The 25,192-nt window shown below is 68.2% G+C and carries 21 protein-coding genes, 1 tRNA gene and 1 pseudogene; 10 read left to right on the top strand and 13 right to left on the bottom strand.

Annotated features, from left to right (window positions below; genetic code table 11):
• Positions 1 to 234: 234 nt before the first annotated feature.
• Together ACFVV1_RS03980 and ACFVV1_RS03985 are read left to right on the top strand one after the other, a co-directional pair.
• Complete coding sequence (locus tag ACFVV1_RS03980) at positions 235 to 3,576, top strand: hypothetical protein (RefSeq protein WP_389984097.1); 3,342 nt, start codon at positions 235 to 237, stop codon at positions 3,574 to 3,576.
• On the top strand, positions 3,569 to 4,510 hold the full coding sequence (locus ACFVV1_RS03985; protein WP_389984100.1) for a pentapeptide repeat-containing protein: 942 nt from the start codon (positions 3,569 to 3,571) through the stop codon (positions 4,508 to 4,510). Before ACFVV1_RS03980 ends, ACFVV1_RS03985 begins: the two co-directional genes overlap by 8 nt.
• 119 nt (positions 4,511 to 4,629) lie before the next feature.
• On the opposite strand, the gene ACFVV1_RS03990 is transcribed toward ACFVV1_RS03985, so the two are convergent.
• The 8 genes from ACFVV1_RS03990 to ACFVV1_RS04025 form a co-directional block, all read right to left on the bottom strand.
• On the bottom strand, positions 4,630 to 5,964 hold the full coding sequence (locus tag ACFVV1_RS03990; RefSeq protein WP_389984103.1) for a hypothetical protein: 1,335 nt from the start codon (positions 5,962 to 5,964) through the stop codon (positions 4,630 to 4,632).
• A 25-nt stretch (positions 5,965 to 5,989) separates the two neighbouring features.
• Positions 5,990 to 6,376: a hypothetical protein gene (locus ACFVV1_RS03995; RefSeq protein WP_389984105.1), complete on the bottom strand. Its 387-nt coding sequence runs from the start codon at positions 6,374 to 6,376 to the stop codon at positions 5,990 to 5,992.
• A gap of 740 nt (positions 6,377 to 7,116) precedes the next feature.
• Complete coding sequence (locus ACFVV1_RS04000; protein WP_389984108.1) at positions 7,117 to 8,379, bottom strand: cytochrome P450; 1,263 nt, start codon at positions 8,377 to 8,379, stop codon at positions 7,117 to 7,119.
• Positions 8,376 to 9,167, bottom strand: coding sequence for an alpha/beta fold hydrolase (locus ACFVV1_RS04005; protein ID WP_389984111.1), 792 nt, complete (start codon positions 9,165 to 9,167; stop codon positions 8,376 to 8,378). The genes ACFVV1_RS04000 and ACFVV1_RS04005 overlap by 4 nt, the downstream gene beginning before the upstream one ends.
• 123 nt (positions 9,168 to 9,290) lie before the next feature.
• Positions 9,291 to 11,399, bottom strand: coding sequence for an AAA family ATPase (locus tag ACFVV1_RS04010; RefSeq protein ID WP_389984114.1), 2,109 nt, complete (start codon positions 11,397 to 11,399; stop codon positions 9,291 to 9,293).
• Entirely contained in the window at positions 11,396 to 12,226 is an 831-nt protein-coding gene (locus tag ACFVV1_RS04015; protein WP_389984117.1) for a DUF4255 domain-containing protein, read from the bottom strand. Before ACFVV1_RS04015 ends, ACFVV1_RS04010 begins: the two co-directional genes overlap by 4 nt.
• Positions 12,227 to 12,254: 28 nt before the next feature.
• Positions 12,255 to 14,261 (bottom strand): HYR domain-containing protein, encoded by a 2,007-nt coding sequence (locus tag ACFVV1_RS04020; RefSeq protein WP_389984120.1) that lies wholly within the window; start codon positions 14,259 to 14,261, stop codon positions 12,255 to 12,257.
• A gap of 325 nt (positions 14,262 to 14,586) precedes the next feature.
• The gene (locus tag ACFVV1_RS04025; RefSeq protein WP_389984122.1) at positions 14,587 to 15,213 is read right to left on the bottom strand and encodes a response regulator transcription factor; all 627 of its coding nucleotides are present in this window, start codon (positions 15,211 to 15,213) and stop codon (positions 14,587 to 14,589) included.
• Between the two features lie 211 nt (positions 15,214 to 15,424).
• Between ACFVV1_RS04025 and ACFVV1_RS04030 the strand changes: the two genes are divergently transcribed.
• Entirely contained in the window at positions 15,425 to 16,759 is a 1,335-nt protein-coding gene (locus ACFVV1_RS04030) for a hypothetical protein (RefSeq protein WP_389984125.1), read from the top strand.
• A 6-nt stretch (positions 16,760 to 16,765) separates the two neighbouring features.
• On the opposite strand, the gene ACFVV1_RS04035 is transcribed toward ACFVV1_RS04030, so the two are convergent.
• A complete protein-coding gene (locus ACFVV1_RS04035; RefSeq protein ID WP_389984128.1) occupies positions 16,766 to 17,611 on the bottom strand; it encodes a DUF4157 domain-containing protein in 846 nt (281 codons plus the stop codon).
• A 186-nt stretch (positions 17,612 to 17,797) separates the two neighbouring features.
• On the bottom strand, positions 17,798 to 19,741 hold the full coding sequence (locus ACFVV1_RS04040) for an SMI1/KNR4 family protein (RefSeq protein ID WP_389984131.1): 1,944 nt from the start codon (positions 19,739 to 19,741) through the stop codon (positions 17,798 to 17,800).
• A 174-nt stretch (positions 19,742 to 19,915) separates the two neighbouring features.
• Between ACFVV1_RS04040 and ACFVV1_RS04045 the strand changes: the two genes are divergently transcribed.
• Entirely contained in the window at positions 19,916 to 20,533 is a 618-nt protein-coding gene (locus tag ACFVV1_RS04045; RefSeq protein WP_389984134.1) for an HhH-GPD-type base excision DNA repair protein, read from the top strand.
• Between the two features lie 127 nt (positions 20,534 to 20,660).
• Here the strand turns inward: ACFVV1_RS04045 and ACFVV1_RS04050 are convergent.
• Positions 20,661 to 20,900: pseudogene (locus tag ACFVV1_RS04050) on the bottom strand (helicase HerA-like domain-containing protein); the annotation flags it as partial.
• A gap of 311 nt (positions 20,901 to 21,211) precedes the next feature.
• Here ACFVV1_RS04050 and ACFVV1_RS04055 point away from each other — a divergent pair.
• Both ACFVV1_RS04055 and ACFVV1_RS04060 read left to right on the top strand, forming a co-directional pair.
• Positions 21,212 to 21,508 (top strand): type II toxin-antitoxin system VapB family antitoxin, encoded by a 297-nt coding sequence (locus ACFVV1_RS04055; protein WP_072488263.1) that lies wholly within the window; start codon positions 21,212 to 21,214, stop codon positions 21,506 to 21,508.
• 189 nt (positions 21,509 to 21,697) lie between these two features.
• Complete coding sequence (locus ACFVV1_RS04060) at positions 21,698 to 22,291, top strand: LytR C-terminal domain-containing protein (protein ID WP_389985104.1); 594 nt, start codon at positions 21,698 to 21,700, stop codon at positions 22,289 to 22,291.
• Positions 22,292 to 22,354: 63 nt separating this feature from the next.
• Here the strand turns inward: ACFVV1_RS04060 and upp are convergent, their stop codons facing one another.
• Positions 22,355 to 22,990: a uracil phosphoribosyltransferase gene (gene upp / locus ACFVV1_RS04065; protein ID WP_093900065.1), complete on the bottom strand. Its 636-nt coding sequence runs from the start codon at positions 22,988 to 22,990 to the stop codon at positions 22,355 to 22,357.
• A 102-nt stretch (positions 22,991 to 23,092) separates the two neighbouring features.
• On the opposite strand from upp, the gene ACFVV1_RS04070 reads away from it, so the two are divergent.
• The 4 genes from ACFVV1_RS04070 (at position 23,093) to ACFVV1_RS04085 (ending at position 24,795) form a co-directional block, all read left to right on the top strand.
• Positions 23,093 to 23,320 (top strand): hypothetical protein, encoded by a 228-nt coding sequence (locus ACFVV1_RS04070; RefSeq protein WP_389984136.1) that lies wholly within the window; start codon positions 23,093 to 23,095, stop codon positions 23,318 to 23,320.
• Positions 23,321 to 23,507: 187 nt separating this feature from the next.
• Entirely contained in the window at positions 23,508 to 24,080 is a 573-nt protein-coding gene (locus ACFVV1_RS04075; RefSeq protein ID WP_389985107.1) for a hypothetical protein, read from the top strand.
• A gap of 156 nt (positions 24,081 to 24,236) precedes the next feature.
• On the top strand, positions 24,237 to 24,665 hold the full coding sequence (gene tadA, locus ACFVV1_RS04080; protein ID WP_389984138.1) for a tRNA adenosine(34) deaminase TadA: 429 nt from the start codon (positions 24,237 to 24,239) through the stop codon (positions 24,663 to 24,665).
• A gap of 45 nt (positions 24,666 to 24,710) precedes the next feature.
• Positions 24,711 to 24,795 (top strand) — tRNA-Ser (locus ACFVV1_RS04085).
• A gap of 66 nt (positions 24,796 to 24,861) precedes the next feature.
• Here ACFVV1_RS04085 and ACFVV1_RS04090 read toward each other — a convergent pair.
• On the bottom strand, positions 24,862 to 25,176 hold the full coding sequence (locus ACFVV1_RS04090) for a hypothetical protein (protein ID WP_389984141.1): 315 nt from the start codon (positions 25,174 to 25,176) through the stop codon (positions 24,862 to 24,864).
• Positions 25,177 to 25,192: the final 16 nt, after the last annotated feature.

The raw sequence follows: 25,192 nt of genomic DNA on the forward strand, positions 1-25,192 counted from the left end.
GCAACGTTCCCGCGCTGTACGTGTCAGCGCGCGCTGCCCCCGGACCCGTCCCCACGCGCTGCGTACGCGATGCACCGCCCCCGCACCCTGGGACGGCGGCAGGGCCATGTGCGTCGAGTGCCGACTGTCCGGGGAAGTGGTGGGCCGGGAGGGCGGATGAAGGCGGTTCCGGAGAAGGACCCCGCCTCCGGGTCCGGCGTGTCCGGCCGTGGGGGTACCCCCCCTCGCGAGAACGTGACACTCACGCCCGAAGTGTCACGTTCGCAAGCACCCCCACCTCACCGCCCGCCCGGCGACCGCCCCGCTCCCGACCGCCGCAGCCTGCAACGCCTGCAACGCGCGGCAGGCAACGCCGCCGTCTCCCGCCTGGTCGCCCAGCGCTACACCGCCCCGGTAAAGCCCTCCCCCTCTCAGGCCCCCGGCTTCCGCAAGGTGAAGACCGACGTAGCAGCCAAGAAACTCCGCCTGGCCGCACACGCCCCCGCAGCCACCGAGTCCAAATCAGCACAGGACGCAGCCGTCGCACCCCCGGACGACAAAGAGGCGCAGGGCAAGGCGGCGAACGCGGAGAAGATGAACGCCGCGAAGCCGGGCGAGTTCAACAAACAGGCGTTCATCGACGCGGTGAACAAGGCCATCGACGCGCAGGCCCCGAAGAACCTCGACGACGCCGACAAGTTCTCCAAGTCCGGCAAGGCCGACAAGATCAAGGACGAGGTCGACGGCAAGGTCTCGGACGGCAAGGAGTCCTCCGCCAAGGACATCGATACGGCGACGAAGGCCCCGCCCGACACGGCGGCAGCCAAGGAAAAACAGGTAACCCCCCTCACCCCCGACCAGCCCCCGGCCAACCCAGGTGCCCCGTCGGCGGCGGATGCGACCCCTGAGAAGCAGCCGGCCGCAGTCACGGACTTCTCCCATGGGCCCGCCGAGAACGATCAGGCGATGGCGGACGCCGAGGTCACCGAGGACCAGCTCGCCAAGGGCAACGAACCCGAGTTCGACCAGGCCTTGTCCGCGAAGAATACCGCCGAGACGGACTCGGCGAAGGCCCCCGCCAAGGGCAGATCAGCCGAGGCCCAGCAACTGTCCACGGCCAAAGCAGGCGCAGCGGCCTCCGGTGCCCAGGCCATGAACGCCCTGACCGCGACCCGCACCGCGGCGGGCAAGCAGGTCGACGGCGGGAAGGGCGACACCAAGTCGAAGGACGAGAAGAAGCGCGCCGAGGTCACCGCGAAGCTCCAGAAGGTCTACGACGGCACGAAGAAGGATGTCGAGGGAACCCTCTCCGACCTGGACAAAAAGGTCGACACCGCGTTCACCCAAGGAGAGAAAGCGGCCCGGGACGCATTCACCGCCGACCACAAGCGCCGCATGAAGAAGTACAAGGACAAACGCTACTCAGGGATGTTCGGCCCCGCGAAGTGGGCCAAGGACAAGCTGATGGGCATGCCGAAAGAGGCCAACGACCTCTTCCAGGAGGCCCGCAAGCTCTACGTCGCCCAGATGCAGACCGTCATCTCCTCCGTCGCCGACATCATCGGCGCCGAACTCGGCAAGGCCAAGGCCCGCATCGCCAAGGGCCGCACCGAGCTGAAGGCCGAGGTCGACAAACTCCCCGCCGACCTGCGCCAGTTCGGCGAGGACGCGGCCAAGGACTTCGCAGGAAAGTTCGACGACCTCGAAGCCACCGTCAACGAGAAGTCCGAACAACTCGTCCAGGACCTCGCCACGAAATACACCGCCGCCCTCAACAAGGTCGACGAGGAGATCAAGAAGCTCCAGGAAGCCAACAAGGGCCTGATCGACAAAGCGAAGGACGCGATCGTCGGCGCGATCAAGACGATCAACGAACTCAAGAACCTCCTCCTCGGCATCCTCGCCAAGGCCGCCTCCGCCATCATGAAGATCATCAAGGACCCGATCGGCTTCCTCGGCAACCTGGTACGAGCCGTCGGCGCGGGCCTCAACCTCTTCATCACCAACATCGCCGACCACTTGAAGAAGGGCGTCGTCTCCTGGCTCCTCGGCACCGCCGTCAAGGCCGGCCTCGAACTCCCCCAGAAGTTCGACCTCAAGGGCATCATCCAGCTCATCACCTCCCTCCTCGGCCTGACCTGGGCCAACATCCGGGCCCGCATCACCCGCAAGGGCCTCCCCGACCAGGCCATGAGCGCCGTCGAACAGTCCGTCCCCGTCGCCCAGACCCTCGCCCGCGAAGGCCCCGCAGGCGCCGTCAAAGAAATCACCGCCGAGGCCGGCGACCTCAAAGCCACCATCCTCGAAAAACTGACCAGCTACCTGATCCCCACCGTCATCATCGCCGGCATCACCTGGATCATCTCCCTCCTCAACCCCGCCTCCGCCTTCGTCCGCGCGGTCAAGGGAATCATCGACATCGTCACGTTCATCGTGAACCAGGGCGCCCAGATCGTGGAGTTCGTCAACGCGGTCCTGGACGCGGTCATCGCCATCGCCAACGGCGGATCAGCAGGCGTCCCCAAGATGGTCGAAGCCGCACTGGCGGCCAGCGTCCCCCTGCTGATCGGCTTCCTCGCCTCCCTCCTCGGTATCGGCTCCCTCGCCAACAAAGTCAAATCCGTCTTCCACGCCGTCGCCAAACCCGTCAACCGCGCCATCGACAAAATCGTCAACTTCATCGTAAAGGCCGGTAGAAATCTCTGGAAAAAACTCAAGCCCACAAAAGATAAAAAGAAAGGAGATGGGAGCGAATCAGACCCAAACAAGAAATCGAAGAATCCTTCAGAGATTAACACAACATTCCAAATGGAAGGTCATGGGCACACCTTAAAGCTAGCCGACGATGGCTTGACTATGGCCAGCGCACTGCCCCGTCGAGTAGTAGATAAATGCCGGGCGCGATGCGCGCAAATTAAGCAGTCAGGCTCAGGGAGGAATGACGAATACAAATCACTTCAGGGCATAATCACCCGAAATACCAAAGCAATCAAGCTATACAACAAAATGAACAAGGATGGGACAAATGAAAAAGTGAAAAAAGCATTCGAGTCGGTCAAGGAAGCCATCGAAGACTACGCGAAAAAGCATGGCCAGATAGACATAGGCGCCGATGCTCTATGGACACCTGAGATAGAAAGCACATTACGTCAACAACTAGCTGCGGCAGATGCAGATTTCAGGGCCACAGGCTTGAGCCCAAAGCAAATATCAGACGTAGAGAGACATCGCGCCGAAGAAGGTGCGGGTTCAGACGTTGCCAACGAAGGTGCACCCTGGTACGTGCGCTTCTACATGCATCAGGGTACTGTCATCGATGAGAACTTCAAAACTTTGGCGCGCGCCAATTCCTCACTGACATCACAGGGCGTCGTAATTTCCCCACGCGGCCTGCCTAAAGGCACAAAAATTCCAGACTTCTACGAAAAGAACAAGAATTGGTGGGGAGATGTGACAACGGAAAATGCTTGGCAAGGGCACCTTAACAACTATTCGCCAACCTTTGGCTCAGAGGCCCTGGCTCTAATATATACTCCGATGAAATACAATGAGTATGCGAAACTTTTCCCGGAACAGATAGGGGTAGTAAATGAATAGAGAATACTGGTCCTCTGCCGAAGGATCACGGAAAGCCGATGAAATCCTTGAGGCAATAAAGGAGGGGGGAGACATAAACCATATGGCCCCTGGCCGTTTCAACGGACGCCTCGATCTGCGAGGGCTCCATTTCCGAGGGATGGAGGATTACGCGCCGGACGTCACAATCGCGGCCGCACAAGGAGTATCTTTTACTGACATAGACTTCACTGGGTCCACGATCCCCGGACTTCAGCTGTCAGGAGCGAACGTAGTAAATTGCAACTTCGACAACGCCAAAATGGATGGATTGGAATGCCGAGGGGTAATTTTCAAGAATTGCTCATTTGTCAAATCTAGCCTACGGGGCGCACAGTTAAGCCTACCCTTGGACGAAAAATACACCACATATGACTCCGTTGACTTCTCGCGAGCAATCCTGATCGGATCCAACTGCACGGATGCAGAGTTTAACCGCACGACCTTCACGAACGCCAAATTAAATTCAGTCAATTTTCGAGGGTCAAATTTTACGGACTGCAAATTCGCAGGCCTCTTGCGTAATGTCATCTTCTGGAGCAGTTCCATCACGGGCCGAAGCGTTCCGGAGAACATTATGCGAAACGTGGACTTCTCTCAGTCAATCTTGCGGGATGTCGAATTCCGCGACATTGACCTAGAGGAAGTAGTACTGCCCAGCGGAGAGCCACACATCGTCGTGCAGCAATATAATTGCACCCTTGCCAGAGTCCTCGAAAGACTCCCGATGAAGGGTGAACCATTCACCTACGGCTTGCGGGCATACCTCGCAGCGGAACTGAGGTTCTCGCACCCGGAAAGAAGAGTAGGTATCTGGCATCGTAAATCACTGGGAAAAACTTCCGATGAGCAGGAGTTCGCAATTCACATCCTGAAGCAGGCGGAAAGTGAATGCGAAGCCCAGGAAGCCCGATGAATCCTTTGATGTAAATAGAGATCGACTACCCATTGCTGAGCTCTGACCAGATCGCCTGCGTGATCCACGGGAGATCTCTGCTGTGATCTGCCTCTCAACAAAGGCGACACTGCTCGCAACTATCGCCCAAGTGCATCCATGAGATGGTCGTCCAACTCTGCGACGAAGTTCTCCCGACGCCATGGTTGAAGCTCCTGGCGGGCCCTCCGTAACCGGATCAGCGGCACTCTTCCGCCCGTCGAAGCCGCCGCCATCACGCACTCGTGCAGTAGGTCGGCTGCTCCACGCGGTTCGCCGAGCTGAATTCTCGCCAACGCCTGATCCGTGGCGATGATGATCCGCTGAACCTTCTGTCGCGGGGCCCTCAATGCCGCGGCAGCGGCCGCGAACTGGTCGTGTGCAACGGCCGGATCACCCACGTACAGCTCACACACGCCCTCGAAACCGCGCAAGTACTCCGCAGAGAACACACCGGGGAGGGGCTCATTGGTGGACTTCCTCTCGATGTCGTACCAGGCCAGGCCAAGCGCAGCACCGGATTGCCGGCCCTGCCCCGACCGGGCAGCGACCTCCGCCTGCAGCGCATGCGCACGCGCGCGAAGAAGAGGGCTCTCGCCACCCCCAGCAGCTCGCACCGCCTTTTCGACGAGCCGAGCCGCGTGCGCTGTGTCGGGCATCGCGTAGAGGACGGTGAGCGCATGGCTGAGGTGCACCCTGGCCTGTCGCCAGGACTGTCCCAGGCGGGCGGCTTCCCTGGTCGCCTCCTCGTACAGAGCTCGACTGGCAGCGTCGTCGCGCGTCTCGAATGCAAGGCGGCCTGCCAGCATCGCCGCCTCCACCCGCGTACCCCATAAACGCTCACGCACCGGCTCCGGTGGCCGTCCGGCCATCAGCCGCCGGCAGGCTTCCAACGCCGGAGCAAGCATCAGTTGCAGGCGTACGAAGGGAAGGCTCCCTACCTGCGCGTTGACATCCGCAACAACGGAGGCGAGCCCTGAGACGGTCTCCGCATCCAAGAGCGACGGATCCGCGAGGGCCTGGGCCAATCCGGCACCTACTTGGGGCGCCAGCAGCGCGAACGGGCCGCCGCCGTCATCCGTCACCGCCCGGACCAGCGTGCTCCGCAACTCCGCAATTCGATGTTCGCTCTCCCCGATTTCTCCCAATGCATCGAGGTACTCCGCGAAGTCCGACCCCGCTCCGAGCGAGCGGCTTCCGCCAGGCGTGGTCGCGTACAGATGGGCAAGCAGCAGTTGGTAGCGATCGTCCGGCATCGTCACCGCTTTCGACTCCCAGCGCGCGATCGAACGCTGGACACTCGCAACCTGCGGCAGTCTGGGCATGCCCAGGTCCTGAGCAACCTGTGTCAAAGCACGCGCCATGTCAGCCAGAGACAGGCCGCGTCGAGTCCTCAGCCTCTTCAGCGCCGCCGCTCCTGCACTTGAGCTGTCCATCCCGTCATCGTGGCGCAGTCCGGCGCTACACGGGCACGATCAGCCGCGGTTTCCCCCGATCTGCTGTGTAGTTGATGGTTTGCCACGTACCCAAAGATGATTCCGAGCGGTGAGGGAACCCGATCGTCAGCGCGGAGCGATCAACCATCCACCGGTTCCGCGCGTGATACGCGTCGGCGCACAGCTCGGGCGCCCCGAGTTCAACGACCTCCTTGATGCGGTTGCGGGTATGGGCGACGGCCTGCCGAGCCTCTTGGGGCTGCTGGGCAACTGTGCCCGGAACGACGATCGTGATGTCCGCGCACGTGCTCTCCGCCAACCACAACAACGCCCATGAATCGATGCCCTTTGCGCCGCCGATGTAGAAGGCGCTGTGGGCGAACGCCCCAAGGTAGGTGGCGAAGAGAGCCACGTACTCGTCTCGTGGGCGATGCTCTGTGGACCGAGTGCCCGTGATCGCCACGGCGTGCATGATCAACTCCGTGTCATAGGTTGTCGTCTCCCGTCAGACTCCCACGCTTGGGATCTCCAGTGCGTGGACACTTACACGACTGACGGCAACACGAGTGACTTTGGGATGCTTCCTGATCCCGACGATCTTTCGCAGGCCCAGCAACGCGGCGCGCACTGCGTGTGGTGCGACGTCACCCTGACCCCGCGCACCGCAGTGGACCTCGGCCCGAGGGGTCGGCACATCCACAACAGCACCACTGTCTGGTTCCCCCGCTGCTGCACCACCTGTCGGACGTGCGCGGCGTCATGAAGATCTGTTGCCACTGCCAGGCATTCATCGCGGGTGAGGCCCAGTTGATCGGCGACGGCTTCTCGATGAGCGGGGCACGGCCCGACGCCCACGCCCATCCCGACTGTGCGCCGTTCACCACCTCTCATACAGACGAACGTCACACTGACGCGCCATCGCGGGACTCCAGCGCAGGTAGACCATGAGTACCGCGCCCCGGTTGGGCCCTCACGCCTCTTACAGATCCCCGGAGTGCAGAACTGCGGGCAGTGACTGGCCCGAAGGGCACCGGCTGTGCCACGGCGAGCAGGTCATTCGCGTCAGGCCCGGCGAGGCGCCGGTCGAGTATCTGCATTGCGCTTGCAGCTGCCACCTTGCCGGCTGTCCGACCTCGACCTAACAGATCAGGTTCACGCGTCGGCGACCTGCACCGGCAATGACTTCAACCCATTGATGAAGTTCGACACCAGGCGGCGTGGCGGGGCCGCGAGTTGGAGCGGGCCGGGTGACAAAGCACGGCACGTCTCCTGGTACAGGGTCCGCAGTTGCAGGCGGGCGAAGTGGGCGCCCAGGCAGACGTGGGGGCCGTCGCCGAAGGAGATGTGGGGGTTGGGGCTACGCGAGAGGTCCAGGGTGAACGGGGCGGGGAAGACGCGTTCGTCGTGGTTGGCCGAGGCGTGGAAGACCACCACCTTGTCACCGGCGCGGATCCGTGTGCCCGCCAGTTCCGTGTCCTGAGTGGCGGTGCGGCGGAAGGTCAGGACCGGTGGGTGGCGGCGGAGCAGTTCATCGATGGCCGTGGCGATCCGTACCTCTCCGTCGCGCAGGCGGCGGTAGGCCTCGGGATTTTCCGCCAGGAGGTGCAGGCCGCCTGGGGCTGCGCTGCGTACCGTGTCGTTTCCTGCCACCACCAGCAGGAAGAAGAACATCTCCAGTTCGGGCTCGGTCAGTTCGGGGTCCGTGGCCAGGACCGTCATCACGTCGTCGCCCGGGTGCTGCCGCTTGTGCGCCGCCAGTGCGTGCGCGTAGTCGAACATGTCGCGCAGTGACGCCGGGGACCTCGGGTTGACCGGCTTGCCGTCCGGGCCGCGTACCGATGTTCCGGCCTCGTCGGGGTCCTGGTAGCCGATGACGCGTTGGGTCCAGTGCAGGAGGAGGCCCCGGTCGCTGTCCGGTACGCCCAGCAGGTCGGTGAGGTTGAGCAGGGCGTAGTCGTCGGTGACGCGGGCGACGAGGTCGCAGGTGCCGTCGGTGGCCCGCGCCTCGGTGACCGCCCGGGTGAGCAGGGAGCGGGCTCGTTCGCGTACGACCGCGGCGAAACGATCCACGCGCTTGGGGGTGAACGCACGGCTGACAAGTACGCGCAGTCGCCGGTGGTGCGGCGGGTCCTGGTTGAGCATCATGCGGCGGATGAACGGCAGGTCCGCGGGGTCCGGGTCGCGGATCTGGGTGGCGCCCAGGTACGAGGAGTACGTCGAGGAGTCCTTCAGCACGCGGACGGCGTCCCGGTGCCGGGTGACCGCCCAGAAGCCGGGGCCCGTCGGCCAGCCGAGCACCTCCGGCTCCTCCTGCCACGCCACGGGGTGGTGATCGCGCAGGTGGCGGTAGCGGTCGTGGGGGATGCCCTGCGCGTACTGCCTGGGGTCGAACACGTCCGGTACGGGCCCGTTCACGCCTTCGCCCCGCCGTCCTCCGCGTCGGCTCGCAGGAAGTCCTCCACCACGCGGATCAGGTCGAGCGGGGCCTCGTCCATCGCGTAGTGGCCGCACGACGGCAGCTCCACCAGTTCGGCCCGCCGAAACCAGCGCATCCACGTGGCGCGCTGCAACTCGGCCGACAGCGCCGGGTCCAGCGCGCCCACCACGGCCAGGGCCGGCACGGGCGAACCGTCGATCCGGTCGTGGAAGTCCTCGCCCGCCCAGGAATCCAGCCAGGCCCGGAACGCCTTGGCGTCGCTGCGTTCGAGCGAGCGGCGCACCATGCGGTCCAGCCAGCTCGCGGGGCGTCGGCCTCCGGTGGTGATGTCGAGGATGGTTCGACGGTTCTGAGGGGTGTGCGCCGCCGCGGAGAAGAGTTCCCACTGGTCGGGCGGGAGGGGCAGGCCGGACGCGGGGACCGGGGACACCCCGACGATTCTGCGCACTCGTTGCGGTGCGATGGCCAGCGTCCGCTGAGCGACGGAGCCGCCCATCGAGTGGCCGATCAGCGAGAACCTCTCCCAGCCGAGCCGGTCGGCCAGCGCGAGCACGTCCGCGGCGCCCTCGGCCGTCGTGTAGGTACCGCTCGCGTCCCGGGCCTCGCCGTATCCCCGCAGGTCCACCACCGCGTACTGGAACGAACCGAGGTCGAGGTCCGGCAGCACAGGGGCGTACGCGGAGCGGTCTGCGAGCCAGCCGTGCACCGCGATCACCTTGTGCGGACCGTCGCCGTGCAGTTCATGGGGCAGGGGCAATGAGGTCACGCTGACTCCCGTCACCGTACGGAGCGGACCGGTCGGTCACCGGCCCGACTCCGCCCACGGTGGCGGCAACCACCGGCCCGCGCAAGGGCCCACGCACGGGCGCCCGGTGTCAGGCCGGCGGCGTTACGCCAGCAGTCCCAGATACGGCCCGAACTCCGACGCCAGCGTCAGCCGGCCCAGCTTCTGGTACTCGCGCTGGATCGCGTGGATCAGCGTCGGCATCGTCACCGGCTCGCCCGTGTCCGCCGCCAGGTACGCGGCTGTCACCGCGACCGAGCGGATGTTGCCGCCCGCCAGCTCGAAGTTCTCCGCGCAGAAGGCGAGGTCCAGGTCCTTGCCCCGGGGGAGTACGGGGCCCAGGCAGCGTTCCCACAGCAGGAGGCGCTGTTCGGGGTCCGGGACCGGGAAGTCGATGACCAGGTCCAGGCGGCGGGTGAAGGCGTCGTCCAGGTTGGCCCGGAGGTTGGTGGCGAGGATGGCCAGGCCGTCGAAGGACTCCATACGCTGGAGCAGGTACGCGCTCTCGACGTTCGCGTAGCGGTCGTGGGCGTCCTTCACGTCCGAGCGTTTGCCGAAGATCGCGTCCGCCTCGTCGAAGAGGAGGACTCCGTTCACGCCCGCCGCTTCGGAGAAGATCCGTTCCAGGTTCTTCTCCGTCTCGCCCACGTACTTGTCGATCACCGTCGCCAGATCGACCGTGTAGAGGTCCAGGCCCAGGTCCGCGGCTATGACCTCCGCGGACATCGTCTTCCCGGTGCCGGAATCACCCGCGAACAGGGCCGACACGCCCCGGCCCCTGCCGCCGCCGGGGCGCATGCCCCACTCCCCCAGAACGCGGTCGCGATGGCGCGCGCGGGCGGTCAGTTCGCGGAGCTGGGCGTGGGTGTCCGGGGGGAGGACCAGGTCGTTCCAGGTGACGGTGGGTTCGATGCGGCGGGCCAGGCGGTCGAGGCCTGCCGCGTTCTGGGCGCGGGCGCCCTGGCGTACGTGGTCGGGGGTGAGGGTGCCGCCGTCCAGGTGGGTGGTCTGGGCGGCGCCCCGGGCGGCGCGGGTGATCTGTTCCGGGGTGAGGAGGAACGGCGAGAGCAGGCGGTCCACGTCGATGGTTTCGGGGACGGGGGCGTCGTACGCGTCGGTCCAGAGGGCGGCCCGGGTCGAGGGTTCCACGCGGGGGGCGTGCAGGAGGAGCGGCGGGGCGGCGGACCAGGCCGCGTCCCAGGGGGCCCGGCCCACCAGGATCGTGGGGACCGGGGTGCCGGTGAGGAGCCGGAGGAGCTCCGGGTGTTCGCGGCAGACCGCGTCGAGCGGGGCACAGACCAGGCCGGCGCCGGTCAGTCTGGCCTCGCGGACCAGGGAGCGGACCGCCTCGGCGGGGGACGGGTCCTCGGCCAGTCGCGCCAGATCCAGGCCCAGGACCTGGTGGCCCGCGAGCGTCAGCGCGGAGGCCGCGAGGGCCGTGCCCGCGCCGCCCTGGTCCTCGCGGAGGTAGGCGAGCGAGGCGCCCCGGGCGAGGGCCGCAGCCAGCGGGGCCGGGTCGCCGACGCCCGGTACGGCGTGCCAGGGGGCGAGGAGATCGGCCAGACGCGGGTCAGGGGTGTCATCGCCCAGGAGGTGCGCGGTGACCCGGTCGGGGACGCGGAGCGCACGGCTCAGGAACGGGCGGTCCAGGTCCTCGACCAGGAGGAGACGGCCCTCGCGGAGCGGTGCAAGGGCCGACAGCCGGCCGCGCGCCACCTGGTCGGCGGGGGACAGGCCGCAGAGGCCCAGGGCCAGACCGATGGACGGGCGGCGGCGGGTGACGTCGTCGTTCAGGTAGCCGTAGAACGCCTCGAAGCGGTCGTCGAGATCCGGTACGAGCGTGATGAGGAGGATCTCGACGTCGAGGGCGGTGAGGCCGAACTCACCAGCCAGGGATGTGAGTCGGGACGCTTCGGGCAGGGCGGTGAGCCGGGGCACTTCGGTCGGCGTCTCGGCCGGCGCCCCCGGCGACGCCCTGGGCGGCGTCTCCGTCGGCGTCTCGTCGTAGTCCGGAACGGGGGACGGGAAGGCGCGGGCCTCCTCCGCGTCCAGCAGACGGGCGATGTTCTCGTCCGTGAGGTAGAGGCCGCGGAAGGCGTCGTCCGGGTCCGGGTCGGTGAGCTGCCGGGCCTCGACCGCTCGTCGGATGCGCTGCTCCACCGCTACCGCACGGGCGAGGAGATGGCGCAGGTTCGGGTCGCCCGCGGTGGTCATTCGGCGCCGTCCTCCGTGTTGTCCTCGGCGTGGTCTGCCGCGCCGCCCCGCATGACGTCCGCCGCAGCGGCCTTGCGGCTCTCGGTGATACGGAGGGACAGACCGCGCCGCCGTTCCGTGTCAGAGGTACGGGGGGCGCCCCCGCCCGGACTTCCCGGACCGCCCAGCCGGCCGGGGCGGCCCGGACGGCCTCCGTACACCGGAAGTCCGCCGCGCCCCGGCATCGGTTCCGACAACGGCTCGGCCTCCTCCGGTACGTCCCCGAAGCGGGCCTGCAAGCCCTCGTCCCCCACCGGCGGGCCGACCACATAGCTCGGCGACGCCGTCACCGGAACGCTGATCACCAGGTCCAGCGAGGGCTTCAACTCGCCGCCCAGCGCGCTCCACACGTCGGCGAACGAACGGTCCTCCGGCGGTGGCAGCGCGATCGACATCGGTACGGCCGCCCCGATCTCGGCCAGGGTGCCCGTCAGCCGATCCGGAGGCAGCGCCTCGTAGCGCAGCAGACAGCCGAGCAGCGACGAGAGCAGCCGATGCTCGTCCTCCGGGCGCTTCGTCCATGCCGTGATCAGGTACGACAGCTTGAAGAAGCGGGGCGGGCGGCGGCGCGCGGTGATCGTGCCGCGCTCGTCGTACTCGTTGTGCAGACCTCGCTCGCGCCTCCGCATGTCCTCGCGGATGTCGTAGAGGTAGAGGTTGACCATGGGGGCGTTGACCTTCGCCGCCCACTCCCGGGTCGGGGCGTCGAAGACCACCGCGATCTGGCCGCCTTCGAGCACCTCCGCCCTGATCAGGGCCCGCAGTACATCGTCGACCTCGTGGATCACCCGATCACTCCCGTACGGTCGCCGGCGCTCATGCGCGGCCCGCGAAGTCCGGTGGCTGGAGATTCCGCTGGACCACCAGGACCGGTTTCTGCAACCGGTCGATGTCGCGGGTGTCCACCCGGAGCTTCCGGGGGCCGAGTTTGTCCTTGCGCAGAACCGGGACCTGGACCTCGAAGGTGCCGTCGCGGCCCACGACCACACCGGACATCTCCGCAGTGATCCCGTTGTTCCACGTGAAACGTACGGTCTGCCCCGGCGGATAGTCCTTGCCGCGTGCCAGCACCACTTGGCCCGGCTTGGCAACCTGCGGCGTGACGGTCAGCGAGGGCTTCAGGACGCGCAGCCGGTCGGTGTCCTGGTTGTTGGCTTTCCGGCGGTCGGACAAGGTGCCGCGCACCGTGGCCCGTACGTCTCCGGTGACCGCGGCCCGGTACGTCGCCGTCTGGGTCACCTCGATGCGGCCACCGGCCCGGATGGTGCACGGTTCGGCCGCCGTGCAGCGGGTCAGCGCGGGCAGCCTGCGGTCCTTCGCCTTGGACGGTTTCGGCCAGGTGGAACCGATGACCACGCCCGTCGCTGCGTCCGGACCCGCGTTGGTGATGGTGAAGCGGGCACGGGCCGGGCGGCCGGTGTACGTACGGTCCGGGCTGACGTCGACCTTCATCGCCACATCCGCAGAGGGCGGGACGGGGGCCTCCAGGACCTCGATCTGTGCCGTGTCCGTCCCCGTATTGCCCGCCGAGTCGGTCGCCGAGCAGGTCACCGTGGTGCTGCCGACCGGGAAGAGTGAGCCGGAGGGCGGGGTGCAGGTCACCGGGAGCGTGCCGTCGGTGGCGTCCTGGGCGGTGGCGTCGTACGTCACGCGCGCGCCCTTCTTGCCCTTGGCCCGGACGGTCAGATCGTCCACGGTGACGACGGGTGCGTCGATGTCGTTCACATCGATGTTGATCTGCTCCTGGAAGTCCGGATCGGCTGCGGCGGCCGGCCCGATGGTTTCTGTGCCGGGCGCCTGGGTGCCCATCAGGAACTGCACGGTGCAGGTCAGTCGGGTGCCCTGGGGCGCGTCCGCGGAGACGTCGATGTTCTCCGCGAAGTGCGCGGTGTCCCCGCTGGTGAGCTGCCGGGTGGGCGGGTCGAGGCTGACGGACAGGTGAGGGTCGCAGTTGTCGAGGCGGTAGCCGACGTTGGTGGGCAGGTTGTGGAAGCCCTCGATGATCGCGTCCGCCACCTGTTTCCCGTCGATGCCTTCCAGCAGTCGACCGTTGGTGGCGCCCACGATGCGCGTCGCCTGACCGGGTGTGGTGGGCGGGTCCTCGACGTAGTCGGGGTTGTCGGGGTTGTGTGCGTCACCGTTGCCGTTCATCCCGTCGCCGACCTTGCTCTCCACGTCCACACCGATCACCCGGACGTTCTTGTCCTGAAGGGCGAAGATCGTGTCGTCGATGGAGTGGCCGTTGCTGGGCGAGTGGCTGGACGCGTCACTGACCACCACGATGACGGGGCTGGCCCCTTCACGGAACACGGTCTTCCCGCCTGCGCCGTTGGCGATCTGCCACAGCCCGTTGATCCAGTCCTCGGACGGACCGCGGCTCTCGCCCCCCAGCCCGGTGTCGAGGCCGCCGACACCCTCTCTGATCTTGGTGTCGTCGGTCGTGAGCTCGGTCAGCACCTGGAATCCGGCGTTCACATCGCCTTCCTGGTCCCCGAAGGTGGCCACGGCGAACCGGGAGTCCGCCTGCTCGGCCCGGATCGCGTCGGTGATCTCGGTCAGGTTGTCCCGCACGCTCGTGATCGGGTCCTTCATGCTCTTCGTTCCGTCTACCAGCAGCACCACATCGGGCCTCGGCGGAATCGCGGGCGTACGCACCTGCTTGGCCACACCCGTGGAGCCACCGGGGTCGACCGCGTCGGTGAACTCGGCAGGGGTGACCCAGGGCTCGGGCACCGCCACCGCCTGCACCCCGGCGGTCACGGCCGAGCCGGGGGCTACACCGGTGGCCACGAGGAGAAGGGCCAGCGCCGGCACACGGAGCACCGCGAGGGTCCTGTGCGAGGCGGACGACCGGGGCCCGGCGACCGGACCTGTCCGCGACCGCGGCACCCGCTGAAGCGGCTGGAACCAGCGCACGGAAGTCCTCCCCCACCCTCGGCCGATCGGTGTACCGGGCCACGGTCCCGTACACACGGCAGACCCGCAGCGGTACGGAAGTCACACCCTCGGGAAGCCCCCACTGCCCTTTCGGGCAGCTGAGGGGAGTGAGAGGGCTGCCAGAACCGTCTGCGCTGTCGGGGCCGCCGGGACGACCGGAACTGCCGCATACGTCCCTATCGATGCCGGTACGGACGCGGTACCGGACCGCTCAGATCAGCCCTTGCCGCATCGCGTACGCCACCGCATGCGACCGGTTCCGCAGTTGCAGCCGGGTCATCACCGAATGCAGCACGTTCTTGATCGTGCGCTCGGAATAGGCCAGCTTCGTCGCGATGTCGGCGGTGTCGTACCCCTCCGCGACCAGGCGCAGCACATCCACCTCGCGTGCCGCGAGACCGGTGAAGTGCAGTCCGCGGGGACCGAGCACCTGTCCCTGGAGGCGTCCGACCTCCTCCAGCAGCCTGCCCAGCAGGTCGGACGGGAGATGGCCTTCGCCCCGCGCCACCGTCCTTATGACCTGGACCAGATGCTCCGGGGTCGACTCGGAACGCCTGACCACACCGGCGACACCGCACTCCGCGGCGCTCACCAGCTTCTGCTCGTCGATGTCCGTGGTGACGAGGACGGTGCGTGAGGTGCTGGTGCGCTGGATGTGGCGCAGCAATGTCAGCACCTCGTCATCGACCGCGTCCACGACGACGACCACGATCTGGGGTGAGGAGTCGCCCTCCCCCCAGTCCGTCACGCTGACCTCCGGCCGGGCTCGTAACTGACTGGCCACGCCCGCCTGCGAGATCGGATCCTGCGCCCGTAATGCGACAGTGGTGCGCTCCATGGCAATGCTCCCCCTGGGAAACAGCCGATGGCCTCACACTGAACACAACCATCACGGCTGTTCTTGTGTGCCTCATTCGTCTTGAGGCGGTCAAACGATTCCCGCGTATACCTACAGGGAAACAGAAAAGCCGATCCGGGCACAGAGTCTGCCCGGAAGTGTTCCTTCACGGCCGATGTCGTCGTTCGGCGCCGACCCTACGGTGCGCCCTATGAGTCTCACGGCAAGCCTCGACGATTCGTCCGTCACTGCCGCACCGGGCGAGGAGACGGCCCTCCCCCTGCGGATCCTCAACTCCGGCAACACCGTCGAGGAATACCGCTTCGAGGTGGTCGGTGCCTGTGCCGCCTGGTCGACGGTGGAGCCGGCGAGCCTGTCGCTGTATCCGGGCGACACCCAGGCCGTTTCTCTCGTCCTGCATCCGCCCCGCGACTCGACCGTACTCGCGGGGGAGACGCCCTTCGGGATCCGGGTGGTGCCCACCAGCGAGCAGGGCGACACGGTGGTGCCCGAAGGGCGGGTGACCGTACTCCCGTTCACCGAGACGACCGCCGAGCTGGTACCGCGCAGCTCGCACGGTGCGTGGCGCGGCCGGCACCAACTCGCCGTCGACAACCGGGGAAACACCCCCGCGACCGTACGGCTGGGGGCCCAGTCGGGTACGGAGCGGGCCCGGGTCACGTTCGCGGCGGACACGCTGCAGATCGCGCCCGGCCGGGCGGAGTTCGGAAAGCTGCGGATCCGGCCGGCGAAGCGCGTGTGGCGCGGTACGCCGGTCACGCATCCCTTCCAGGTCGTCGCCACTCCGGATGTGGCGGAGGGTCAGGACCCGGTCGCGCCGGTGGTCCTGGACGGTTCGTACCAGCAGGAGCCGATCCTGCCGCGCTGGCTTCCCCGGGCCCTCATCACCGCGGCTGTGCTGCTGATCGCGCTGGTCGGGCTCTGGTACGCGCTGCTGCGACCGGCCGTGAAGTCGGCGGCCCGGGAGGCGATCACACCGGAAGCGGTACGGTCCGCCGCCGCGGCCGACAAGAGCAACGCCCCGAGCCCCGGCCCCACGGCCGGGGCGGATTCGGGCGGCGGCGACTCCTCCGGTGCGAACGGCACCTCACCGAAGCCGAGTGCCTCGCCGAACCCCGGCGCATCCGACGGCGCGTCCGACGGCTCGGCGGCCGCCGCCCCGACCAGTGCGCAGGTGCAGGTCAGGGACTCGGTGGGCGGTGGGTCGAACACCTCGACGGCCCTGCAGGTGCCCACCGGGCACACTTTCCAGCTGACCGACATCGTGGTCCAGAACCCGCAGGGCGACGCGGGCACGCTCGTGGTCTCCTCCGGGCGGGACGCGCCCGTGCTCCGGCTCGCGCTGGAGAACTTCCGCGACTCCGACTACCACTTCGTCACGCCGATCCTGGTGACCGCCGGTGGCAAGGTCACGATGACCGTCGACTGCCGGAAGGTGGGCAAGCCGGTGAACGCGCCGACGCCTTCGCGGTGTGCGGAGTCGCTGTTCCTCGGCGGCACGATGCGGACGGACACCGCGGGCTGACTCCGGTCAGGCGGGCGGTGCCTCTTCCTCCTCCTCGGCCCCTTCCTGCGCCCGTTGGACGAAGGAGCCCTGCACATCGGCGGGTTGCTCGTCCTCGTCCTCCGTCGCCGCCCGCTGCACAGCGGTGGACGTGGTGGGGGACGCGTCATGCCCGACCGCACCGGTCGCAGCCGCCTGAGCCGAATCCGACGCCGAACCCGACGCCGGAGCCGGGTCCGACAGCACCCGGTCGGCGTTCGCGACGGCCTCCCGCTCGAAGCGGTCGGACGGGTCGCTCACCCGGATACCGCCCGGCGCCTCCGTACCCTCCACCGGGCCGTTGCGCTGCTGGACCACATGGGTGAGCTCATGGGCGAGCGTGGTGCGGCCCTGCGGCAAGGACGGATCGTACGCGTCACGCTGGAAGACCACGTTGTTGCCGACCGTGTACGCGTGGGCGCCCACGCCCTTCGCCGACTCGTGCGCGGCGGAGTCGGTGTGGATGCGCACCTCGGAGAAGTCCGCGCCCATCCGCCCCTCCAGGTCGGTGCGGGTATCGGTGTCCAGGGGCTGCCCGCCGCCGGACGAGATCACGTTGTGCACGGGGGAGCGTTCGTCCTCCTCCTGCCTCTGGAGCATCGATCCCACGGCGCTGTTGCCGACCGCCCGTTGGAGCACGCTCATGCCGCCGGCCCCGACCACATCGGCCCGCCCGGCGGCCGCCGCACGGTAGAGGTGCGGAGTGTCCGCCGCCTCCCGGCCCCCGGCCGCCCTCGACTCGTGCGGGGCGCCGTCGTGCACCTGCTCCTGGCCGTGCCCGTGATCACGCTCGTGGTCGTGTTCCTGGTCCCATTCCTGTGCGTGCATCGTCATCTCCCCTGACCGCGCCCCGGTCGAAGGCGCGTCGTGATGGCCCCACCACTCCACCTTCACGACGTGCCACTGCCTCGTCCAGCCCGGATCCCGCCGGCCGGGGGCAGCCGCCGCTGCCCCTTCGGGCACCCGGATCGTCGGGTGGCCCACCACGGGGCCCGGTGAGGGGGCGGGCCGAAGGGGACATCACCCCTCCGTGCGGGTACGCAGGACAGTGGAAGCAGCGGTGAAGGTGGCACTCCCCTCGCCCGGCCCCGGTGGCCTGATCCACGACTTCGCCGCCACGGCGTGCAACCCCCCGACCCTCAGGGCGAATCGGGGCAACGAGACCCCGTACACCGCCGCGATCGCGTCGAGCGCGGGCCCACCGGAAGAGAGCGCACCGAGCGGTGCGGGAAGCGTGCCCCGCGTCGTGGGCACGTCGCCGTCGATCGTGTACCCGTACACCTCCTGGCCGTCCTCGGCGTACGAGAAGCGGAAGGTCTGCGGAGGGGTGGCGCGACCGCCGGCGTCTCTGGGGACACCGGTCGCCGGGCACCAGACCGATATCGCCCTGGTGCCCAGGGACGCCCGCGCGTCCAGGCCGCTCAGCCGGTCCTCAAGGAAGCCCTCGGGGCCCGTCTCGAACGCGAAGCTCCAGCCTCCGCCGCACGATCCGATCCGTGCGTACGCGCCTTGCCCCACCGGTCCGTTCCGCCAGCCCCACCACTGCAGGTCGCTCTCGGCGCACGGAGGCAGCAGCGGTCCCTCGCCGAGCCGCTGCGCAAGCTCCTGCGGCGCTATGCCCTGGACCAGGACGAAGCGGAAGCCGTCCGGGCGCGTACCGGAATCGGATTCGACGAGCCAGCCGAGCCCATCGGGCCGATCGAGCCCACCAGACCGGTCGGTCCCATCGGGCCCATCAAGCCCGTCCGGCCCGTCCGGCGCGGTGGAGGCAGCGGGTTCCGTCGGCCGTGGAGCCGAGCCGTGACCCGCACGCGGTGTGGTCAGGATCTGCCGTCCGCGCTCGGGCGTGACGACCGGCCCCAGGAACGGATCGGCGAGCAGTCCGACGGGCGCGACATGGTCGGTGCCGTACGGCTCCCAGTCGGGCACCGCCGCGGCCAGCACCCGACAGGCCCCCTCCGTGTCGCCCCAGCGCGCCAGCTCGCGGGCCTCCGCGACGGCCCGGCCGAACGGCCCCGGCGGCTCGTACCGGAAGGAGCGCTCGTCGGCCTCGCGCAGCGCGGCCTCCGCGCCGGCCCGGCCCGCGTCGCCATGCGGTCTCAGGAACCAGTCGTCGTCCCGGCCGGCTGTGCGGTGCGCCCGCGCGAGGAGCGGCAGGATCTCCCGTACGTACAGCGGGTCGTCCATGTCCCTGATCGCCGCGACATGGCCGACCGGCGCGAACATGGCGTGGATCTGGTCCCGCAGCCGCCGGGCCCGGCCCCTTCCGTACCTTTCGGCCTCGTCGAACACCGCAAGCTGCTCGTCGATGTCGCCCCCGGCCAGACAGGCCAGGCGGGCCCGCTCCACGGCGGCGTCGAGCTCGCGCGTCACCTCGTTCTCGAACCCGGGGTTGTCGCCGTGCCAGCGATAGAAATCCCGGTACATCGACCGCATGAACTCCGCGAACGACGGGTAACGGTCCGGGGGCTCGCCGGACCAGCCGTGGTAGACGTACACCGCCCACTCGCCGTCCTCGCCCACGTCGCCCGGGTCGAGCAGGACATCGGTCATGTCCGAGTCGTGCGACAGCTGCAGCGACCTGTCCCACATGCCGGCCATCAGCCGCTCCGCCTGCCCGGACCTCTCGTCCGGGTTCTCCTCGTACAGCCTCCGCAGATCCAGCGGATCGCCGTGCAACCCGACACGCTCGGCGACACCCATCAGGTAGATCGAACTGCTCGCGTACCGCCACCCGTTGGAGACCCGGAGGAACGTCCGGTACGAAGGCGGCAGCACGAGCCCCAGCCGCTGCTCCAGCGCGACTATCTGCTCCTCGGTGGCGGCCGGAAGCGCCAGCGATCCGGCGACCACCGCCTCGTCGTCGGCCTCCTCCTCGGCCTCCTCGGGATCGAGCAGGTCCCGGGCGGCGATCCAGTGCCTGCTCCAACACTCCAGAAGGAACTTCCAGTTGTCGATGTCCACATCCCCGAGCCTGCCATCCACCACTGACAGTCACGCCGGCCCGCCCACATCGCTCCCCCTGCTGCTCCCTCGCCCTCCCCCTCCCTCCCTCCTCGAACGGAATTCGGAGGCGAACGGCTGCATCGACGCGCAGTGGAGTGGCCGGGCCACGCCACCGTCGGGATGATCGAAGGCATGACCAAGAGCAACAAGGACCCGGACATCACCCTGCGGATCGCCCAGGAGCCGGCGGCGGACGAGCTCCTGGCGCGCAGCCCGCTCGCCGCTCTGGTCGGCATGCTGCTGGACCAGCAGGTGCCGATGGAATGGGCCTTCTCCGGCCCGTACACCTTGGCCGTGCGGATGGGCGGAGACGACCTGGACGCCCATGAGATCGCCGCCTACGACCCGGAGGCCTTCGTCGAACTCTTCACCACCAGACCCGCCCTGCACCGCTATCCGGGCTCCATGGCCAAGAGGGTGCAGCAGTTGTGCCAATACCTGGTGGCGGAGTACGACGGCGACGCGAGCGCGGTATGGAGCGATGTCTCCACCGGGGCCGAGCTGCGGAAACGGCTGAACGCCCTGCCGGGGTTCGGCACGCAGAAGGCGCAGATCTTCCTGGCTCTGCTGGGAAAGCAGTTCGGGGTCCGGCCGACGGGCTGGCGGGAGGCGTCCGGACCGTACGGCGAGGCGGGCTCGCACCGGTCGGTCGCCGACATCACCGGCCCGGACTCACTCGCCGAGGTCCGCGCGTACAAGCAGCAGGCCAAACAGGCGGCCAGGGCGGCCAAACGCGCAGCCGGCATGTAGACGACACCGAGTAGCCGACACCAATGAGCCGACACGCTACGACGCCGCACGCGGACAAGAGCGCCGTGCGCCCGCCCCCGAGAACTGCCTGCCACCTGCGGCGGGCCGTACCGAAGAGCGACCGCGAGATCTCCCGCCCCGGCTGCATCCCTACGGACAGCAACTCCTCCAGGTCGTAGGGCGAGTTCGGGAACGTCTTCACCGTCGACCGCAGCGCCTTCGCATCGTCCGGAGTGAAGGCGCGCAACGTGTGCTGCACCCGGTTGCCGAGCTGCCCCGGCACATCGCCGGGCACGACGCGCGGCGTCTGCGTGACGAAGAAGATGCCCACGCCCTTGGACCGGATCAGCCGCACGGTCCGGGTGAGTCCGTGCCGGTTGAGCACCGCCGACGGAATCCGGATCTGCGCATCCGGCAGGCACGCACCGTCCCAGAGCAGCGCGCCCGGATCGAGGGCGGCCGCGGAGACGGCGTACCCGTCGGCAATCTCCCGCGCTTGCGCCTGCGCAGGCAACACTCCGGCGCCGCCGGTGTCCGAAACCCACGCCTCCACCCGTGCTGTCACTGTCACTCATCACGGCCCCTTTTCCGGAATGCCTGGGTTTGTGACGTTGTCGCCGGCATCGCAGTCCCGCCTCATGGCTGCGCCCGGGGGCTCTTGCCCGGTAGGCTTTCCGTGTGATCTTCAAGCGCATCGGAAATGGGCGGCCTTATCCCGACCACGGCCGGGAAAGCACCCGGCAGTGGGCGGATGTCGCGCCGCGCCCGGTCCGTCTCGATCAGCTGGTGACCACCAAGGGCAACCTGGACCTGGAGACCCTCCTCGCCGAGGACTCGACGTTCTACGGCGACCTGTTCGCGCACGTCGTGAAGTGGCAGGGTGACCTCTACCTGGAGGACGGACTGCACCGCGCGGTCCGCGCCGCGCTTCAGCAGCGCCAGGTACTCCACGCCCGGGTACTCGAACTCGGCTGACGAAGGCTCGCGGGTGCCCCGCGGACTCCCCGCGGATTCCCGTACGGACTCGTAAGCCCGGCGGACGGCCCGCTCCGGGTTCGTTCGGGTGCTTTCGCAACCGAACGGGTGCGATCCATTGATCATTTAGTAGGCACCATCACCGGGCCGCACTACGCTGCGCCCATGAGCATGCTCACTCCCCCCGGCATGGGCGGAAAGTACCGCATCACGGGCGACAAGTACCCGCGCATGCGCCGCCCTCGGCGTCGCGGCAAACTGATCCTCGCTGCCACCGCTTCCGTGGTCGCCCTCGGCCTGGCCGGATGGGGCACGCTGCAGCTCATCGACGTCTTCACGGGCGGCAACAGGAAGGCCAGCGCCGCCGACCACAGGACGGACTGCCCGTCAGCCAAGCCGTCCGCGCCCGCGAAGGCGCTGCCGAAGCCCGCGAAGATCACCGTCAACGTCTACAACGCGACACCGCGCAGCGGCCTCGCCAAGAAGGCCGCCGACGAGCTCAAGAAGCGCGGCTTCACCATCGGCAAGGTGGGGAACGCCCCGGCCGCGTACGATAAGAAGGTCGCCGGCCCGGGGCTGCTGCTCGGCGCTCCGTCGGCCACGAACGGCTCGTTCCCGGTCCTCGGTACGCAGTTGCAGGGCGCCGCACTCAAGACCGACGCCCGCAGGACGGCGGACGTCGATCTGATTCTCGGTACGAAGTTCACGGCGTTCAACACGCCCCGGTCGGCCGCCGACGCGCTCACGGCCCTGACGAATCCGTCCCCCGCACCGTCCTGCTGACGGCTGCCGGGCCGACCCCGGCAGCCCGGCACAACCCGCTCGGGTCTGATCCGGACGAAGGTCCTAGTCGACCGTGCCGTACATCCGGTCGCCCGCGTCACCGAGGCCCGGGACGATGTACCCGTTCTCGTTGAGCCGCTCGTCGACCGAGGCGGTGACCACGGTCACCGGCGTACCCGCCAGCTCGCGCTCCATCACCTCGACGCCCTCGGGCGCCGCGAGGAGCACGACCGCGGTGACATCGTCCGCACCGCGCTTGATCAGTTCCTGAATGGCCGCGACCAGCGTGCCGCCGGTGGCCAGCATCGGGTCCAGGACGTACACCTGGCGGCCCGAGAGGTCCTCCGGCATCCGCGTCGCGTACGTGGACGCCTGAAGCGTCTCCTCGTCGCGGATCATGCCCAGGAAACCCACCTCGGCGGTCGGCAGCAGCCGCACCATGCCGTCGAGCATGCCGAGACCGGCCCGCAGGATCGGTACGACCAGCGGCCGCGGGTGCGACAGCTTCACACCGGTCGTCGGTGTGACCGGGGTCTCGATGTCGACCTGTTCGGTGCGCACATCCCGGGTGGCCTCGTAGGCGAGCAGGGTGACCAGCTCGTCGGCGAGCCGCCGGAAGGTCGGGGAGTCGGTGCGCCTGTCGCGCAGGGTGGTGAGTTTGTGCGCGACCAGTGGGTGGTCGACGACGTGGATCCGCATGGGCTCAACAGTAACCGGGCCTCCCGCACTCGTGCGCTGGCATCAACCGTATGTTCGGAGGGAAGGTGGTGGCATACGGACCCAGCCTTGGGGTGATGAGCCGTGCCGGACGGTGAACAGCGGGAGCGGGACCAGCCGGACACGCCGGCCCCGCAGGACGCCGAGTACCCACAGGACCCGCAGGAGACCGAGGCGGCGCGCCGCAGACGGCGCGCCGCGTTCCTGCGCGAGCTTCATGAGGCGAAGGCGCTCCGCGACCGGGTCCAGCCGCGCCGGGCGCGGGCCGCCCGGATGCGCCAGGCCATGCGGATGCGGACCTTCCGCTGGTAGGTCGGACGGCGGCCCGGCGTCCCCCTGGTGGCGGCGTCCAGGAGAACTGATGGCCGACGCAACGGCCGAACTCCTCTCGCAAAGGCCTTGTTTCTGCCACGATTCCGATGGGCGGGACGCAGGACAGCCGGACCACCGACTGCCCTCCCGCCGGACCGACACCCCTATGACCAGTGGGAGAGTCACGGTGTACTTCGCCGCACTGCTCGCGCGCACCGAAGACGGGTGGGAAGCGAGCGACACGGAACTCGACGATGTGGAGACCCTGTCCGACCTGACGGATCTGGCCCGCGAGGCCTCGGTGGACGAGGACACGGTGCTCGTCTTCATCGAGCAGGAGGACGCCTGGTTCGGCGTCGTCCGGGTGGACGGTGAGGAAGATCCCCGTATCTTCATCTCGGACGCCACCGCCGCCGCCCGCTCCTCGTACGGGGAGATCCTGCTCACCGATGAACTGCTCGGCCGCGAACCCGGGGCCGACGACACGATTGCCGCCCTCGAAGAGCTCGTCGGCCTCGACGGCACGGAGGACGGCGAACCGGACATCAGCCCCGACAACGACAACGACAACGACGACACCAACGACGATGACGACGACGGACTCGATTCCGACGCCGTACCGGCAGGCCCGCTCGGTGACACCGGGGTCCTGGCCGACCTCGGGCTCCCCGAGGCGGAGCTGCTGATGCTGCGTACGGACGCACTGGTGGAGATCGCGGACGCGCTGGGTGCGGCCGAGGTCATGGAGGCCGTCCGTTAGGGTCCGCGGGTGAGCGAACCACCGCACCCGCAAGGACCACCGGCACCGCGTGAACCGCGTGAACCACGCGAACCGTGTGAACCGCGTGAACCATGCGACCCGTGCGAGCCCACAAGAGGCCCGCACGATCCCGTAAGAGACCCGTGGCGGGCGCACATGCGCCGCGCCCTGGCCGAGGCCGACCTGGCGGCGCGGGCCGGCGATGTGCCGGTCGGCGCCGTCGTACTCGGCCCGGACGGCACCCTGCTCGCCACGGGGCACAACGAACGCGAGGCGACCGGCGACCCGACCGCACACGCCGAGATCCTCGCCCTCCGCCGCGCCGCGGCGGCACTCGGCCGGTGGCGGCTGTCCGGATGCACCCTGGTGGTCACCCTGGAGCCCTGCACGATGTGCGCGGGCGCACTGGTCCAGGCCCGCGTGGACCGGGTGGTCTACGGGGCGCGCGACGAGAAGGCGGGGGCGGCGGGCTCGCTCTGGGACGTCGTACGCGACCGCCGGCTCAACCACCGCCCGGAGGTGATCCACGGAGTGCTGGAGGACATCTGCGCCGACCGGCTGACGGCGTTCTTCCGCGACCTCTGACATCGGATTTCTGTCCGCGCCCCGGGATGGTCTAAGCTCTCTCTCGGTAGCGTGTCCGAGCGGCCGAAGGAGCTCGCCTCGAAAGCGAGTGTGGGGAAACTCACCGAGGGTTCAAATCCCTCCGCTACCGCAGGTAGATGAAGGGGCAGACCCGTTTGGGTCTGCCCCTTCACTGCGTTCCGTCTCAGTCTCCGTCTCAGTTGGGCTGCCGGGCCGACAGCTCGACACTGGTGACGACGTCGCTGACCACCGTCACAAACTCGCTGTGCGCGTTCCCGATCTCCACCCGGAGCGCATTCGCACTGGCCTCAGCCTCCCCCACGCCTGCGCTGTCACCGCTCAGGAAGGCGCTCCTCCACGTCCCAAGACTGGCGGCGTGCTCCTCCACCCGCCGCCAGAGCTGCAGCGCCTTCCCCCTGACCGACTCAGGCCCCAGGAGACGAACAGCGAAGTACGCGCGCGCAAGGGCCAGATTTGCCGCCCCAACATTCCGGGTCTCGGGGTTGTCCACCTGGTTGTGGTCGTAC

Origin of the sequence: Streptomyces sp. NPDC058092, from assembly GCF_042884935.1 — a bacterium.
Taxonomy (GTDB): Bacteria; Actinomycetota; Actinomycetes; order Streptomycetales; family Streptomycetaceae; genus Streptomyces.

What these genes read in the sequence shown, in the direction of transcription:
- ACFVV1_RS03985 (WP_389984100.1), top strand. Translation starts at nt 3,569, where the DNA reads ATGAATAGAGAATACTGGTCCTCTGCCGAAGGATCACGGAAAGCCGAT.
- ACFVV1_RS03990 (WP_389984103.1), bottom strand. Translation starts at nt 5,964, where the DNA reads ATGGACAGCTCAAGTGCAGGAGCGGCGGCGCTGAAGAGGCTGAGGACT.
- ACFVV1_RS04010 (WP_389984114.1), bottom strand. Translation starts at nt 11,399, where the DNA reads ATGACCACCGCGGGCGACCCGAACCTGCGCCATCTCCTCGCCCGTGCG.
- ACFVV1_RS04025 (WP_389984122.1), bottom strand. Translation starts at nt 15,213, where the DNA reads ATGGAGCGCACCACTGTCGCATTACGGGCGCAGGATCCGATCTCGCAG.
- ACFVV1_RS04030 (WP_389984125.1), top strand. Translation starts at nt 15,425, where the DNA reads ATGAGTCTCACGGCAAGCCTCGACGATTCGTCCGTCACTGCCGCACCG.
- ACFVV1_RS04035 (WP_389984128.1), bottom strand. Translation starts at nt 17,611, where the DNA reads ATGACGATGCACGCACAGGAATGGGACCAGGAACACGACCACGAGCGT.
- ACFVV1_RS04045 (WP_389984134.1), top strand. Translation starts at nt 19,916, where the DNA reads ATGACCAAGAGCAACAAGGACCCGGACATCACCCTGCGGATCGCCCAG.
- ACFVV1_RS04060 (WP_389985104.1), top strand. Translation starts at nt 21,698, where the DNA reads ATGGGCGGAAAGTACCGCATCACGGGCGACAAGTACCCGCGCATGCGC.
- upp (WP_093900065.1), bottom strand. Translation starts at nt 22,990, where the DNA reads ATGCGGATCCACGTCGTCGACCACCCACTGGTCGCGCACAAACTCACC.
- tadA (WP_389984138.1), top strand. Translation starts at nt 24,237, where the DNA reads ATGCGCCGCGCCCTGGCCGAGGCCGACCTGGCGGCGCGGGCCGGCGAT.